A 15,498-nucleotide genomic window follows, 5' to 3' on the forward strand; every position below is an offset into this window, starting at 1 on the left:
ATTTATACTATGAAACATTTTATACAATTCGAGAAACTAATCATTTTCAGTGTCTTCTTTTTTGGTATTAATCATTATTTGTTTGCGAACACTATGGGAGGGCCTCAAAACCATGGGTATCCTGGTTCAAGAAAAAGTGCTTCGGCTATCAAACCCAAAATGTTACAAACCTTTGATGTAAGTGCCTTAAACTTGAAAAATACTCAGAAACAACTTTCGGTTGCTCAAACTAACACGGCAATTTCAATCGGCTATTCAGATTTTAATACCATTTCCAGTATTGGAAATACTTGGTTGCTATACCAAAAAGAAAATGGGGGCTTTAGTATGAACGTTGGTACAGCAAACAGTACTTCTCCCCAAACTTGGACTTTACCCGCAAATCTTGTGTCAGGTATTTCGGGTGTAGGTAGAAGCGATTTTATTAACCCAAACACTGTACCCGCTGGCTTGGAAATTTCGGGAGCAAATAAAGTCATGCGAAGCTATTATTTTGACAACAATGACAGATTACTGGACGAATATGACCATTTTTTTATTGATAACGACGGCGTTGACCATCTGGGCACAAGCTACGATGTAGAAGTTGGCGGTGACGACAATTTTGATGAAGAGCCTGACTATGAATATGCCGATGTACCTTTTGATTTAGGGGATAATTTCTCGACAACGTTTGAAGAAAAAGATTATTTTTCCAATCAAACACTCACAAAATACATTCAAAGTTCGATGGTTGATGCCTTCGGAACGATATCAACTCCCGATGGTGTGTATGAGTGCTTACGCATAGTTGTTACAAGCCAAAGATATACTCGCCCCGATGAAGCTACTGCCTATACGCTGGAAGGAAATTATATTTGGATAAGTTTTTTGACAAAAGAGGGCGTGTATTTCAGAGGAGTAGCTTCAAGCTCAAGCGGTACAGCCAATATTAGTTTTTTTGAATATAGAAAAGTGGTTCCAACGGCAACTTTAACCGAAGGAAACGATGTAAAACTAAGCAATGACTCGAAAGGAGTTACGATAAACACAGACAATGACACGGCACATCCATCCGCCATTTTAGATGTAAAAAGTGAGAATTCGGGCATTTTGATTCCTCGCATTGCAAAGGCCAATCGTCCTGCTTCTCCAGCTGAAGGGCTATTGATTTATCAGATTGATGAAACTCCTGGCTTTTATTATTTTGATGGAACGGGCTGGCGGATTATGGGATCAAGCCCTTCTGCAAGAATCTCTGCCGAATCTACAACTCCAAATACTACCAACATAGAAAAACAAAGTGGTTTTGCGAATCTTAAAAAAGGTGCTGCTTTTATAAAATTTAATAGGAAAGTTGAAAACCCTGAAGACTTGATCATCAATCTACAAATGGAAGGTGACGGAAAAGGGTTATTTGTATCTAAGAAAACACCTGAAGGTTTTGAAGTAAGAGAAATAAATAAAGGGAAGTCAAATTCTCGCTTTAGTTATGTTTTTGATATAAAATAATGACCAAAATTTTAATAAAATATTCTTGGATACTCAGCGGAATTCTATTAGGCTTGTCATATCCTAGCTATCATCCAATTCCATCGGGTATTTTGGCTTGGATTGCATTCGTTCCTTTTTTGCTCGAAAACCAAAAAAGTAATGCTTTTAAAATATATCTTGTAAAGGCAAGTTTGCTCTGCATTATTACCATGTCAGTTGAGGCTTGGTGGGTAAATCTATATAGTTTTTCAGCGTTTTTGATCTGTGTATTTTCTCAGTTTTTATTTTTACTGGTACCACTCTGTGTTTTTTATTATTCAAACAAAAGATTCGGTTGGAGTAAAGCTCTGCTGCTACTTCCATTTTTATGGACACTTTTAGATTTCCTGGCCCACCAAGTACCGCATAGTTTACAAATCTACATGTTGCCTTACACACAAACAAATAACACCTGGCTGGTTCAGTTTGCGGATCTTACAGGAATGTGGGGCATCAGTTTTTGGGTGGTAATGATGAACAGTTTACTAGCATTGGCTTTAGCAAATAGGAAAGTTAAAAACTTTGCTTACCTATTCATTTGGCTGGTAGTTCCGCTTTTCTATTCTTACTATGTAGTTTCTTTTAATCCAAAAAGCGTTCTGAGTTCATCAAACAAAAAGACAAAAGTGAGTTTGATTCAAACTAACATTGACAGCTACCATCAAGATAGTTTGACGGTCCAAAAAACATTTGATCAAATCGTAAGCTTATCAGATTCAGCAGTAAAAAATACCCAGCCAGATTTATTACTTTTGCCCGAGGCGGCATTTCCGCTTTCGCTTTTTCAAGATTCGGTATTATTGGACTTTACAAAAAAATCTATTGCAGCTTGGCAAACCTCGGTGGCCATCGGTTATGCGGAGTACCCCGATAGTAGTAATAAGGCTGTTTTTAGAAACAATGCATTGGTTTTTACACCACAATTGGCCATGTTTTGGGACTCATTAAAAATTAAACCCAGCGATGTGAAAGTATATCAAAAACAATATGGTTTGCCATTTGTAGAGCTCACGCCTTATTTTGAAAAAACTCCTTCGCTTAGAGGTTCAGCAATGGAAAGAGGCAAAGAACCTTTGGTTTTTGATTATAAAAATTTTGAAAATGAAAACTTTAAAGTGGCACTAAGTATCTGCTGGGAGCAAATGCACCCTGAAAAAATAGCCACTTTAGTGATGCAAAATGCAGAATTTATAGCCCTGATGAACAACGATGCTTGGTTTGGAAAAACTGCCGGAGCCAAGCAATTATTGAGCTTTACACGCTTGCGGGCCATCGAAAACCGAAGAACCATAGCCAGATGTTCAAATGGTGGCATTTCTTGTTTTATTGACCCATTCGGTAAAATCTATGGTAAAATCCCCTGGTTCACTACTGAATTTAGTACCCAAGAAGTTCTGTGCAATTCAAAAAAGAGCTTTTATACCAAGCACCCAAGGTTCTTTCTTGGATGTGTTTTGGTCTGGTTAATACTTTTAATTTTTTATTTCGAATTATTTAAGAAAAATAAAACCGTTTAAAATCATGAAAAAAGCATTTCTTTATTCCGTATTACTGTTGATTAGTTTGCAATCATTTGGGCAGAGTGCCAGCTATTTTGGTAGATACGCAGGCGGCGTCGGATTAAACCAAAACTCTTTAGAAAGAGCTTCGGCCTTAGGTTATAATGCCAAAGTTTCCGTTGATGATGGCTTGGTGTTGGGAGATACCACACTCGTGAAAGTCGGTATTGGCCTTTCGAATCCGAGATATCGCCTCGACGTAAAAGGTGTTTTTAACATGCGAACTGCCTACAATTCTCCTGCATTCAAAATAAACGACCGCAATTTCCTTGAATTAGACGAAAAAGGCTTGTTTGTATTGAACTCCTTCAAGATGAAATATGAAAACGAAAATCAGTGGTCAGATAAGGTTTTTGACAAGACTTACAAGCTGATGTCATTGCAAGAGGTATCAAAATTCATCAGCGAAAATAAACATTTACCAAATGTTCCTTCAGCTCAAGAAGTTGTAAAAAATGGCATTTCTATCGATGAAATGGTATCCAAATTGCTCGAAAAAGTGGAGGAATTGACGCTTTACACCATTCAGCAGCAAAAGGAAATTGAGGAATTGAAGAAGAAATTTGGTAATTGATACTTTTAGAATGGAAGATGAATTTCGAGAGCATATCTTCCATTCTCAATTATAAAAATCATGAAAACTAAAACACGTAAAATTGTTCCGAATGAAATAATACATTTAGTGGCAGATATAAATTACACTACAATTTATTTTAAAGATGGCACTAGTTATTATTCAAGCTATACTTTAGGGTATTTCGAAAAAAAACATAAACTTCCTTCTAATTTTCTTAGAATAAATCGATCAATTATTATAAATACCGATTTTTTGGGCAAAGTTAAAAGTGAAGCTGGTAAAATGTATGCGTATTTGCAGAATGGAAATTGTTTTAAGATATCTCGAAGGAGAACTTTTTTGTTCTCTGAATTTGATTAGAATTTTCTAAAGCTGCTAAGAGTAAAACCAGAATATCTAAAAATGAAGCCTCTGTTTACCAGTCAGATTTTGTTTGATTGCCGATAAAATTTCTAAGTTAGGCTAATTGGGAGAGTTTTAAAAATGTAATATTCTGAATCAAAAAGGAGAATTTTGCATTTTTTGCCACATATTTGCCCTAGTATTTCTAAAAACCCTTTTCTATGACGCCCTATTTAGCACTTGGAATCTTATTCGTTTACTTTTTTATTCTCATTCTCATTTCCATAAAAACCTCAAAAGGAGCTGATTCAAACTCGTTTTTTACTGCCAATAAATCGGTGCCTTGGTGGTTAGTGGCTTTTGGTATGATTGGCACGAGTATTTCTGGGGTTACGTTTGTTTCTGTACCTGGAGCCGTTGGAACAAAATTCTTCTCCTATTTTCAAATGGTACTGGGTTTTACCGCAGGATATGTTTTCATTGGTACGGTTTTGATGCCATTGTATTATAGGTTAAACTTGATTTCTATTTATGGCTACTTAAAAACTCGTTTTGGCTTTTGGTCATACAAAACCGGCTCTGCTTTCTTTTTACTTTCCCGCACCTTGGGCTCAGCAGTTAGACTTTTCATCGCTGCCAAAGTGCTACAAATAGCCATTTATGATCCACTTGGAGTACCTTTTGAGCTTTCTGTAATTTTTACTATCGCCCTCATTTGGGTTTATACTTTTAAAGGAGGAATAAAGACCATCGTTATTACTGACACCCTTCAAACTTTCTTTTTGATAACAGCGGTAGCAATGACCATTTACCTTATTGCCAAACAACTAAATTTAGGTTTTGGAGAAATGCTTGGACAGGTCTATTCAAGCCCATTGTCTGAGACTTTCTTTTTTGACGGAGGCTGGGGAGATGCAAAGAATTTCTTCAAATTATTCATTAGTGGGGCATTTATTGCCATCGTAATGACGGGTTTAGACCAAGATTTGATGCAGAAAAACCTGACATGCAAAAACATAAAAGAAGCCCAGAAAAACATGTTTTGGTTTACCGTAACCTTGGTTATTGTAAACTTAATGTTCTTGAGTTTAGGTGCATTATTATACATGTATGCCTCTCAAAAAGGCATACAGACGCCTACAAATACCGATGATTTATACCCTATGATGGCCTTAAAAGTGTTCAGCGATCCAAGTTTTGGCTTAGCGGGAATTTTAGTGGGTGTCACCTTTTTAATTGGTATTACTGCTGCCACTTATGCAAGTTCAGACTCTGCATTAACAGCCTTAACCACAGCATTTTCAATAGATTTTATGGATGTAGAAAATAAGCCTGAAGCCGAAAGAATTAAAATCAAAAACCGAGTTCATATTGGTTTTTCAGTCATTTTCGTAATCGTTATTCTGATTTTCAATGTTCTGAATAATTCTGATGTTATTTCAGCGGTTTATAAAATTGCGAGCTATACCTATGGACCTCTTTTAGGGCTTTTTTCTTACGGAATTTATACCAAAAGAAATGTAATCGACAAATATGTTCCATTTATTTGTATCGCCTCTCCTATTCTCACTTACTATTCAGTGATACTTATTGAGAAATATACAGGCTATATTTTCGGTTTTGAAAATTTGCTTTTGAATGGATTGATAACCATTATTGGTTTGATGATTTTTAGAAAAAAGTAATGTTTAGAACACGGATTTTATGGATTGGACACGGATTAGGAAATTAATATTATTGGATAATGGATAAATCAATTTTTGAAAAAAGTACGAAGGTCTTTACTTCTAATAATGAAAACTCGAAGGAACTTAAGCTCGTTAAGTCCAGCAAAAAAGTTCAATACTATTTCGATATGTTAGACACTTTTGAAGGCGAGGAGAGAATGAACAAAAGTTCTGGAAGGCCTTTCAGTGAATTCAAAGAGGAATATTTGAAAAATGGAACTAAAAAATGAACGTTGGGAAAAGGTTTCTAAGACAAATATTGATATTTTTTACTTATTTTGGAGTTAGCTGTCTAATCTTATTTAATCATCAGGGGGGCGGAGATATTTTGTTTATATTTTTTATTGTTTTAGGCTTGGTGATTCATTTCATCGTATTGATTGTGAATCTAATTCGTGAGAAATGGAATATTTTTGATTGCATAGCATGGTTTATAATTTTTTTATCTTTATATGTTTATTCAAAAATGCCAAGGGGTAATTTTATGGGATTTATGTGGGATTTAACAAGCTAAGTTTCTATTTTGTATTTCTAAAGATTCTGCTAAAAATGTGACACCTATTCCCTAAAAACCAAAAAAAGTGGACCATCGCTGATCCACTTTCATTTATAAAAACATAATCTAATTCTTATTTCGCCACCTCAATATTCGCTTCGCGAGCATTGATGGTTTTACCTTTCATGCCGTCTATCACACGACTTACGTCTTTGTGAGCCACTTCAATAAAGCTAAATTTATCGTACATATCTATTTGACCAATAGCCTTTCCAGGTATTTTTGCTTCAGAGGCAATAGCACCCACGATATGGTTTGGAGATACGTTGTCTTTTCTTCCTAAGTTTAGGAACAATCTGGTCATACCAGCTTCGGCTACGCCTGTTGGAGCTCCAGAACCAAACTCACGTCTAGGTCTTGGGCTTTCAGAACCTTCAAATCTGCTGCGACTTCTAGTGGCATCTCCTCTACGCTCAAAACTTCCGTTTCTTTGTGAATCTCCACCTCTTTCGTATCCTCTGCCACCTGTTGGTCTTTCGTTTCTACCACCAAATCTGCTTTCAGTTCTTCTTTCGGTTCCTCTTCCGGCATCGTCAGAAAGCTCATGATCTTTAAAGCTTGATTTTCTAACTGTTCCAGACTGCATACGCATCAAGGCCGATACGATTTGGTGTGTCAAGAAACCTTCTTCTTTCAACTGATCCACTATTCCTTCGAAAGCCTCGTTGCCTTCTTCTTGAATGTTCGCTTTGATTTTCTCTACAAACTTGTTTTGACGAGCTTTCGTCATGTCAGCTTGTGTGGGTATTTGTCCTTGTGGAATGGCCGACTTGGTGTAGTTTTCCAAATCTCTCATTCTGTTGCGGTCTCTTTTACTGATAAACAAGAACGCTCTGCCCAATTTACCCGCTCTACCTGTACGACCGATACGGTGTACATAATACTCAAGATCCATCGGAAGATCGAAGTTGAATACGGCGTCCACACCGCTTACGTCGATACCTCTAGCGGCCACGTCCGTAGCTACCAATATTTTTGTGTTTCCGTTACGGAACTTGTTCATTACCTGGTTTCTAGCTGCTTGGCGTAAGTCTCCGTGTAAGCCTTCAGCTGCATAGCCTTGTGCTTGTAGGTCTTCTACCAATTCGTCTACTTTCGATTTGGTATTACAGAATACCAACATCAACTGTAAATCATGCACGTCGATCAAACGTACCATCAATTCAAACTTGGCTTCTCTTTTTACCAAATAAAACGACTGGTCAATATTTACGTTAGTGATCTCATTTTTAGTCACTTTGATAATCTCAGGATTTTTCTGGAATTTCTTAGTGATATTCAATATGTCTTTTGACATGGTAGCTGAGAAAAGAACGGTTTGTCTTTCTTCTGGAGCGTGAGACAATATCTGCTCGATATCTTCTCTAAAGCCCATGTTCAACATTTCGTCTGCCTCATCCAAAATCACCATTGAAATATTGTCTAATTTCAAAGTTTTCTTTTCGATGTGGTCCATGATTCTACCTGGTGTACCTACTACTATTTGTGTACCTCTTTTAAGGTTAGCAAATTGTCTTTCGTAAGACTCACCACCATAGATGGCCGTTACCAATAATCCTTTTTTAAATTTCGCTAGAGCAGTGATTTGCTCTTTTACTTGAAGGGCCAACTCTCTGGTTGGACACATAATCAATACTTGTGTAGCACGATTCTCCACATCTACGTGCTCGATGGCCGGTATACCGAAAGCTGCGGTTTTACCTGTACCTGTTTGAGCTTGCCCAATAACGTCTCTACCCGATAAAACCACTGGAATAGCGGCTGCTTGAATAGGTGTAGTGTTCTCGAATCCCATTGCTTCCACTGCTTGGAGTATATACTCAGACACAGGGAAATCTGTAAACTTAACTGTTTGCATAAAATCTGTTTGTCGGGCGTTTCGCTAACGACCGAATTTTTGAAAATAATAAAATAAAATGAGGCGATTGCGATACGCCCTTACGTGAACATCACGGATTGTATCCGTTGCCTGCTCTGAAGGGAAAAATAAAAGGAGTCGAATTCCTTTAGCCATTTGCAGAGTCTCGAACGGATAGTTCGATTAAAAACGATGCAAAGGTAATGAGAATATTTTTCTTAGCAATATCAATTCAGTATTATTCTTGGAATAAGACAATTCTAGGATGGGATTATGATGTTTTATGGCCAAAATCTTATCAGAGTAATATACTGTTACACAAAGTTTCACAAAAAAAGACACAAAGTTGCACAAAGAGTTTCAGATTCGAATTAAGATTCCCGTGGTCAACATATCAATTATGAAATACAATTACCTCAGAAAATATAAAGCAAAATTATTTATTGTTTAAGACAATCATTCAGATTCCTATTTAATAAAGGATTTACATTTTGTGATATGCTATGTGCAATTTCTAAGATTAAAATAGTTCCTATTAATTTATAATACGTTTTATGCCAGATTTTAGAGAACTCACATAGAAATTAAGTAAAAGACCCAATTTGTAATTCCCCAACTTGAGATAGGTTAAAACTTGGGCTGTATGAACTTCAGTAAATGCCTCGACAGTTTTAATTTCAATTACCACCTTATTATTTACTAGTAAATCTAAACGATAACCATGGTCAAGTTTGACATCTTTGTAAATGATGGGTATTGGTTTTTCTTTTACAACATTTAGACCTTGATTTTTAAGTTCAAAATAAAGGCATTCTTGGTAAGCAGATTCCAAAAGTCCAGGACCGAGTTGCCTGTGAACTTCTATGGCACAGCCTATTATGATGTTGGATAGTTCGTTTTCAGTTTTTTCCATGATTGTGTTTTTTAGTTTTAACTATCCGAAATTAACGAAAAAATCTTATTCCTAAAAAAGCTGTTTCACAAAGTTCCACAAAGAGTTTAACACTTTGAATTAAGATTCTTCTAGACAGAATATCAACTTAGATGGACGATTTCCTTTGTGGACCTTTGTGCATTTCTTTGTGAGCCTTTGTGGAATAACAAACCACAATAACTTTACTATCAACGTATTAATCAAGAAAACAAACCTCACAATATCTCCTTCGGCACCACCCTCCTACTCATTACTTTTAGGCGTTTGGAGAGGTTTACTTCTTTGTCGGGGTTGAATTTTGCGGTGGTTCGCCACGAGTTTTCGGGGAGAAAATCGGTTTCCATGTTTTCTAATACGCCATTTGCTAAGGTTTTAGAATTTATTACTACAAAACACTCGGTATTCAGATTCGCACTTCTGGGGTCGAGGTTGAAGGTGCCTACCACCGCCAGCTGCCCATCTACCACCATAGACTTGACATGAAGTCCAAAAATCGGCGTGAAATTCATTTTCTTTTGTAAGGCACCCGTCATCATTTTGAAACGCTCTTGGGCATCCGGCTTAAATTCATAGATTTCTACGCCTGTTTTCAAAAGCTTGGCTCTATCTCTTTGGTAGCCACTAAACGCCTCCGCATTGTCTGTAGAAGCCATGCTATTGGTCAGTATCCGTACTTTTACGCCCCGCCTCACTGCATCAGCGAAAACCATTTTTCCAACTTCAGTGGTAATCAGATAAGGTGTCTGAATATCTACAGATTTCTTAGCATTGTTAATCAGCTTTATCAATTCCCGTGTCGTTTCTCCACCCCCCAAAAGTCCTTTTTGGTTTTTATTTTTTCCGGGCAAATCTGACACAAATCTGGCATCGGCAGTCCAAACAAAGTTTTTGGAGGTAAATAGTTTGTCAAACGTATCTGAAAAATTATCCAACTCCTCTCGCACTTGCGGCCAGAAATTCTCTGGATTGCAGGCATATTCGTGGAGTTTTGCATAAGCATTTTTGTTGTAAACCACCTTTTTCTCACTGATTTTTGACACGGGCACACTCAATTCGCTTTCCCAAAATTGCTTAAAAGATTGCTGCATGGTATTCACTTCTTTTCCCATCAACAAAATATCTCTGTCTCTGAAATTGTATTCGTGGTCGTAGTCAAAATACTCGTCGGCAATGTTTCTACCGCCTGTGATGGCCACTTGCTGATCTACAATAAAGGTTTTGTTGTGCATTCTCAGATTCGCCGACCTGAAATCCGTGGCGAACTTACTCAGTTTATTGATGATATTTTTGCCTAAATTCACACCAGGATTATACACTTTTATGTCGATGTTGGGATGGGCGTCGAGCGTAAGTATATCTTCCAATTCGGCGTCTACCATCATGTCATCTACCAAAAGTCTGACTTTTACGCCTCGGTCGGCCGCTCTGACCAAATAATCACAAGCTATGAGACCCACATTGTCGGTAGAAAATATAAAATACTGAATATCAATGCTTTTTTCGGCTTTTTCGGTAAACCAAGCTCTGGTAATTAGTGAACCTCCGCCATCTTCCAGCACATAAGAGGCAGTTTTGGTGCTTAGGCTGTCTTTGAATGGAATTAAAATCTGTGTGAGTCCACCCGATTCTTTCAGCTTAACTTTCGAACAAAAATCAGTTTCTTGCTCCTCTTTTTTGGAGGAACAAGAAAGGAATGTTGCTAAAATAAATATAGTGAGTTTATTCATTTTTAGTAATATTAACTACTTTGAAATGGCACGCTGATGCAACGGATATTGGAAATAACGCTGATTTTCACGGATTTGTTAAGTCCGAAATCCGTGCCGAAATCCGTGTTCCATTACACCCGAAAACCTACCTCACCAAAAAAGCAGCATTGGCCATCATGAGTTTTCCTCCATACCAAAAACCCCTGAAAATTGGACTTTCTAGCAAGTGAATAATTTTGCCCTTTCCGTGGTCTTGCACTGCGAATACGGGTGCATCTTTCATGGTCTTTTTGACATTTTGACCCACAAAACCACTCACATGCTCTCCCAATTTGCCCACATTCCAGCCGTTTTTAAGGTATTCATTGTCCAAAGTATTTTTGATCATTACGTTGGAAGTTTTTTCATATCCATAAGCCAAAGGGTGTGTGTTATCGAGGTTTACTTTGTAAATCGCTCCCGGAATCTGGTCTGAAATGGCATCTCTGTCTCTTGAACCATAGCTTTTGTTTATGTCATTTTTAGCATCGGGTTTGCTTTTCGACTTCAATTCTATGCCATCCTTACCTGCCAGAAAATCATTGGCACTTTCCAGCAATATTACTCTACCGCCATCGCTTACCCAGCGTGTCACCTCCTTGTGGTCTTTTATGATGTTTCCATACTGACCATTCGGCAGAATCAAAACATCCAACGTCCAAAGGTCAACTCTGCCAAAGTAAGAGCCATCAATCAACGTGATGGGGTAGTCCAATTGCTGATCAAAGAAATGCCAAACATCGCCTGCTGCAGTGGGTGTTATGCCCGCTCCTACCATCAAACCTATTTTCGGAGGATTCAACACATCTACCGAGCTCGCCCCCATGTCGGGACCACTTTCTACCAAGCCCGAATACAACGGAAGCAAATTGATATCAAAAGCTTTGGCTATGGCCGTCACTTTGGCTTCGAAGTTCTCACCTAAATTCTCGTTTCCTTTTCGGGTAATCAACAAGGTACCCGCACCAAAGTCTTTTCCACCTGCTTTAAAAGGAGCTTCCTGCAGCCTTACTTTGATTTTTTCTTTGAAAAGTTGGGCCAGAAACTTCGATTCTTCAAACGAACTGACCTCTGAAGCAAATGCAAAAACTCTTTTGCCATTCACAATTTCTACTTTGCTGTCAAACTTAGGTTTGGTTGTACCTCCGCTGAGTCTTTGGCTCATAGCAAAAGCTGGCAAATCATAAGCATAAGGCAATGCCCATGCCGTGATATCGTAGGTATTGGAGTCTTCTAAATATGATTTTGGCTCGAAAAGTATTTTGGCCAAAACGCCTTTGGGCTGATAAGAATTAACAATCATGTCGTTTTCATCCACACTAAAGGCTTCTTCTTTTTGGTTTTGATAGTTAAAACCCGACCCAGCAGATTTTTTATTGGCAAACGAATACTCAATTTGCATTTTATCCAACTGCTCAGCCAAGGCTTTTACTTTGGCTTCGTTGCCCTTAAACTTCATCACATAAGACTTGTATTTGCCAAAGCCCTTGCCTTGGGCATCGTTGAAAAACTTGTTGAACTCCTCAATCGACTTTTCCGATTTGTCAGACAAAGCCTCTAAAGCACCCATGCTGGTCGAAAACGAATGCATAATCCTGTCTTTCAGCGTCAAGGTATCCCCATCGTTTCTTTTGTAGGCCAATCCAGCCGGGCCTCCGCCGCCTTGCTCGAAGGTCATGCCGATGGCTCCATTGTACGACGGATATGTGTCTCCATAACTTGGGTAAAACAAGTCATAGTTTTCTTTGGTGAAATATAGCCAACCTTTTTCATCAAATGCTTTTTTGTTGTATTGACCCAAAAGCTCCTGAAATTCTCTTTGGAAGCCCGTCAAATCTTCATGAAATGGCTTGGCCGAGGGTGGGAAATAATAGGTAGAGTTGGGACCCATTTCGTGGAAATCGGCATGAAGGTGCGGCATCCATGAATTATAAAACTTGATACGTTGCTGTGTTTCTTTTTGTGTTTGCCAAGCAATGTCTCTGTTAAGGTCAAACAAATAGTGGTTAAATCTCCCACCCGGCCAAGGCTCATGGTGCTCTACTGAGGCGGCATGCAAATCGGGCTTTTTGCCCAAATAGCGGTTGTACCACTGGCTGTAACGGTCAAATCCGTCGGGATTTACGCAGGGATCTATCAAAATCAAGGTATTTTTCAATACTTTCTTGGCCAAATCCGAGGTACCGTTGGCCATTTCGTAAATCACTTTCACTGAAGTTTCGGCATTTACCGATTCGTTGCCATGTACGTTATACGACAAATAGGCAATCGTCGGAATATTTTTATTGCCAGCTCCAGCCATGAGGCCAATGTTTTGGAGGTTGGACTTACGAATCTGCTCGATGTTTTGGATATTTTCTTTGGATCCAATGGCCACAATCATCTGTGGACGACCTTCGGTGGTGAATCCCAAAGGAAAAATCTTCACATTTTCGGGTTTGTTGGCCGCCACATATTCGGCATAGCCTATCAACTGGTGGTGAAAATGAAACTTGGAGCCGGTGGCATTTCCGAAGTATTCTTCGGGCGATTTGAGCGTTTGGGCTATAATAGCATGTGAAACAAAAAACAGAAAAAGTGCAAGTTTGTTGATATTGAGCATTCGAGATAAATGGTTAGGGTTCAAAAATAATCATAAAGGATGGTTAAGCAAAAAAATGCCACTCAAATCGCCAAAATAAAGCGATTTGCTGAGAAAATGAGTAAAATCAGCATTTTATTTACCTTTTCTGATAATTCATTGAATTATTAAAAGAATTTCAACAAAAACAGAAATATTTAAAATCAACACTTGTGTAATTAAAATAAAGCTTATACTTTTGCACCACGATAACGGAAACGGTATCGGTCATTTAGAAAAAATGATGTTTTTTAAACGCCAATTTCGATAAATGGGACCAGTCGGCCCTATCGTCTAGCGGTTAGGACACGTCCCTTTCACGGATGAAACCGGGGTTCGATTCCCCGTAGGGTCACAGAGTTGTGAAGTGAAAATTAAGAAGCCTCAAATGCAAATTTGGGGCTTTTTTTGTGCGAAATTTTTGAAACTAAACACGTCCATTTCGGGAATGATACTGGTGATGCGGCATTCCGAAGGTGTGAAGTTTCGCCTGGGATGCCAGTCCAATCGATTCCCCGTAGGCAGAGGCGATATTGTAGCCTCCAAAGATGTGAAGTGAAAATTAAGAAGCCTCAAATGCAAATTTGGGGCTTTTTTTTGTGCACAAATTTCTGAGATCTCTACTGTCAGGTCGAGCGTAGTCGAGACCCCGCTTTCATTATAAAAAAAACCTAAATTACTCTAAAAACCTTCATTTTGAATTCAAAATACTTCAATTAGTTAATAAATTCTTCAGGTCACGAAACAACAAACCTTCGAAAATATTTAAATTACCCAAAAGCAGCCAGATAATAAAATATTCATGACCCACATTCAGAAAAAAATATCTCATATATTTGACTCAGTAAACAATATAAGTACCTTCTATGAAATACCTCAGTATATTAGTTTAATAGAAAACATTCGGCTAGCTACCTCAATTTATCTGTTTATATAAGATTTAGCAGTTTTACTAAAATCATGACCGAGCAAGACATATTTTATTTGCGATCCGAAGACAAAATTGAATTTATTCGAATTGATAACTCATATGTTTTTTTTGATGGTGTAGTTTCATTTTTAGCTGGAGTTTGTTCAACTAATTTGCTAATGGACTCTTACCTTACTGAAGCCATAGCATATAAAGAGGGACACTATTTGTTTTTTGAAGGACGAACTAAGGCCACAAACAAGATATACTATTTTTTTCCGTATGATATTTACAAATATTTAATGGACAATAGATGGCCTCAAAGTATAAACATACATTTCAAAGAAAAAACCTTTCCCGACCAAGAAGAAATTAATGGAGGATTAGACGGATTCGCAAAGGTTTTTTTATCACTAGGACAAGCGACATATATTCAATATTGGGAATCAACAAAAGATAAAGTAATTAAAGTATTCGGTACAGATCCGACAAAATGGAATACTATTTTTACATTTGGCTGGTTAGTACGCAATGCATTGGCACATAATTTCAAAGTTACAGTTAATAACCCAAAGATAGATAATATAACATGGAAAGGATTAAGCTTAGGTTATTCAAAAAATGGAATTGATATTTCTGAACAAATAATGTTCATCGAATTAATAATTTTAATGAAAGATATTGAAGATGAGCTCATAAGTTACTGCCTCAAAGATTAATTTTATATTATTTTAACTTTAGCTTAGTTTGATTTTTTGTAGTTTCTAATGCTCATTGCAATAAATTTTTATCCAAAGGCTTTACACCCTTTGATTACTGCTCAACTAACAAAAATAAAAACCTTTAAATGGCCAAGAATAAAAACTAGATACCATGTCGATTCATTTTGTAAAAGACAAATATTATATTTTCAAAGGAGAGAAGATAGCTGAAGCAAAATTCAGGACAGAACTTTCCAGACTTATTATCGAGAAATATGGCTTCGGACCGTTTCCAGACCAAAATATAGTACGTGAAATAGTTTCATTTTCTTTAAAATACTACATTAAGAAATTCAAAGAAATTTGCCACAACGAAAAATCTTATAGGTTTTATCAGAATATCTTTTGGTTTCATGAGCAAGCGACAGAGTTATCATACTTACATGCTCATCAA

General features: G+C 37.5%; 12 protein-coding genes and 1 tRNA gene. 9 read left to right on the forward strand and 4 right to left on the reverse strand.

All coding sequences use genetic code 11. The annotated features are described in order from the left end of the window. Positions 1–9 precede the first annotated feature (9 nt). From EGI24_RS11830 to EGI24_RS11855, 6 genes are all read left to right on the forward strand, one after another. Complete coding sequence (locus EGI24_RS11830) at positions 10–1,491, forward strand: hypothetical protein (protein WP_255048618.1); 1,482 nt, start codon at positions 10–12, stop codon at positions 1,489–1,491. Beyond that, positions 1,491–3,029, forward strand: coding sequence for an apolipoprotein N-acyltransferase (gene lnt, locus EGI24_RS11835; RefSeq protein WP_255048619.1), 1,539 nt, complete (start codon positions 1,491–1,493; stop codon positions 3,027–3,029). The genes EGI24_RS11830 and lnt overlap by 1 nt, the downstream gene beginning before the upstream one ends. Positions 3,030–3,033: 4 nt before the next feature. Then, complete coding sequence (locus EGI24_RS11840; protein WP_255048620.1) at positions 3,034–3,645, forward strand: hypothetical protein; 612 nt, start codon at positions 3,034–3,036, stop codon at positions 3,643–3,645. A gap of 60 nt (positions 3,646–3,705) precedes the next feature. Continuing rightward, positions 3,706–4,008 (forward strand): LytTR family DNA-binding domain-containing protein, encoded by a 303-nt coding sequence (locus EGI24_RS11845; protein ID WP_255048621.1) that lies wholly within the window; start codon positions 3,706–3,708, stop codon positions 4,006–4,008. A gap of 203 nt (positions 4,009–4,211) precedes the next feature. Continuing rightward, positions 4,212–5,675 carry a sodium:solute symporter gene (locus EGI24_RS11850; RefSeq protein ID WP_255048622.1) on the forward strand — a complete coding sequence of 488 codons (1,464 nt, stop codon included), beginning with the start codon at positions 4,212–4,214 and terminating at the stop codon, positions 5,673–5,675. Positions 5,676–5,734: 59 nt separating this feature from the next. Continuing rightward, positions 5,735–5,947 carry a hypothetical protein gene (locus EGI24_RS11855; protein ID WP_255048623.1) on the forward strand — a complete coding sequence of 71 codons (213 nt, stop codon included), beginning with the start codon at positions 5,735–5,737 and terminating at the stop codon, positions 5,945–5,947. A gap of 399 nt (positions 5,948–6,346) precedes the next feature. Here EGI24_RS11855 and EGI24_RS11860 read toward each other — a convergent pair whose 3' ends face one another. The 4 genes from EGI24_RS11860 to EGI24_RS11875 form a co-directional block, all read right to left on the reverse strand. Next, a complete protein-coding gene (locus EGI24_RS11860) occupies positions 6,347–8,131 on the reverse strand; it encodes a DEAD/DEAH box helicase (protein WP_255048624.1) in 1,785 nt (594 codons plus the stop codon). 535 nt (positions 8,132–8,666) lie between these two features. After that, positions 8,667–9,044, reverse strand: a complete 378-nt coding sequence (locus EGI24_RS11865; RefSeq protein ID WP_255048625.1) for a GxxExxY protein — start codon at positions 9,042–9,044, stop codon at positions 8,667–8,669. A 236-nt stretch (positions 9,045–9,280) separates the two neighbouring features. Further along, positions 9,281–10,792, reverse strand: coding sequence for a phosphatidylserine/phosphatidylglycerophosphate/cardiolipin synthase family protein (locus EGI24_RS11870; RefSeq protein WP_255048627.1), 1,512 nt, complete (start codon positions 10,790–10,792; stop codon positions 9,281–9,283). Between the two features lie 127 nt (positions 10,793–10,919). After that, positions 10,920–13,415: a M14 metallopeptidase family protein gene (locus EGI24_RS11875; protein ID WP_255048628.1), complete on the reverse strand. Its 2,496-nt coding sequence runs from the start codon at positions 13,413–13,415 to the stop codon at positions 10,920–10,922. A gap of 301 nt (positions 13,416–13,716) precedes the next feature. Between EGI24_RS11875 and EGI24_RS11880 the strand changes: the two genes are divergently transcribed. From EGI24_RS11880 to EGI24_RS11890, 3 genes are all read left to right on the forward strand, one after another. Further along, a tRNA-Glu gene (locus EGI24_RS11880) sits at positions 13,717–13,788 on the forward strand. Between the two features lie 605 nt (positions 13,789–14,393). Beyond that, the gene (locus EGI24_RS11885) at positions 14,394–15,062 is read left to right on the forward strand and encodes a hypothetical protein (protein ID WP_255048629.1); all 669 of its coding nucleotides are present in this window, start codon (positions 14,394–14,396) and stop codon (positions 15,060–15,062) included. A gap of 154 nt (positions 15,063–15,216) precedes the next feature. After that, a partial coding sequence (locus tag EGI24_RS11890) for a hypothetical protein (RefSeq protein WP_255048630.1) occupies positions 15,217–15,498 on the forward strand: 282 nt, incomplete at its 3' end.

This window comes from Lacihabitans sp. CS3-21 (assembly GCF_024343675.1).
Taxonomy (GTDB): domain Bacteria; phylum Bacteroidota; class Bacteroidia; order Cytophagales; family Spirosomataceae; genus Leadbetterella.

What these genes read in the sequence shown, in the direction of transcription:
- EGI24_RS11875 (WP_255048628.1), bottom strand. Translation starts at nt 13,415, where the DNA reads ATGCTCAATATCAACAAACTTGCACTTTTTCTGTTTTTTGTTTCACAT.
- EGI24_RS11850 (WP_255048622.1), top strand. Translation starts at nt 4,212, where the DNA reads ATGACGCCCTATTTAGCACTTGGAATCTTATTCGTTTACTTTTTTATT.
- EGI24_RS11855 (WP_255048623.1), top strand. Translation starts at nt 5,735, where the DNA reads ATGGATAAATCAATTTTTGAAAAAAGTACGAAGGTCTTTACTTCTAAT.
- EGI24_RS11860 (WP_255048624.1), bottom strand. Translation starts at nt 8,131, where the DNA reads ATGCAAACAGTTAAGTTTACAGATTTCCCTGTGTCTGAGTATATACTC.
- lnt (WP_255048619.1), top strand. Translation starts at nt 1,491, where the DNA reads ATGACCAAAATTTTAATAAAATATTCTTGGATACTCAGCGGAATTCTA.
- EGI24_RS11885 (WP_255048629.1), top strand. Translation starts at nt 14,394, where the DNA reads ATGACCGAGCAAGACATATTTTATTTGCGATCCGAAGACAAAATTGAA.
- EGI24_RS11830 (WP_255048618.1), top strand. Translation starts at nt 10, where the DNA reads ATGAAACATTTTATACAATTCGAGAAACTAATCATTTTCAGTGTCTTC.
- EGI24_RS11865 (WP_255048625.1), bottom strand. Translation starts at nt 9,044, where the DNA reads ATGGAAAAAACTGAAAACGAACTATCCAACATCATAATAGGCTGTGCC.
- EGI24_RS11840 (WP_255048620.1), top strand. Translation starts at nt 3,034, where the DNA reads ATGAAAAAAGCATTTCTTTATTCCGTATTACTGTTGATTAGTTTGCAA.
- EGI24_RS11870 (WP_255048627.1), bottom strand. Translation starts at nt 10,792, where the DNA reads ATGAATAAACTCACTATATTTATTTTAGCAACATTCCTTTCTTGTTCC.
- EGI24_RS11845 (WP_255048621.1), top strand. Translation starts at nt 3,706, where the DNA reads ATGAAAACTAAAACACGTAAAATTGTTCCGAATGAAATAATACATTTA.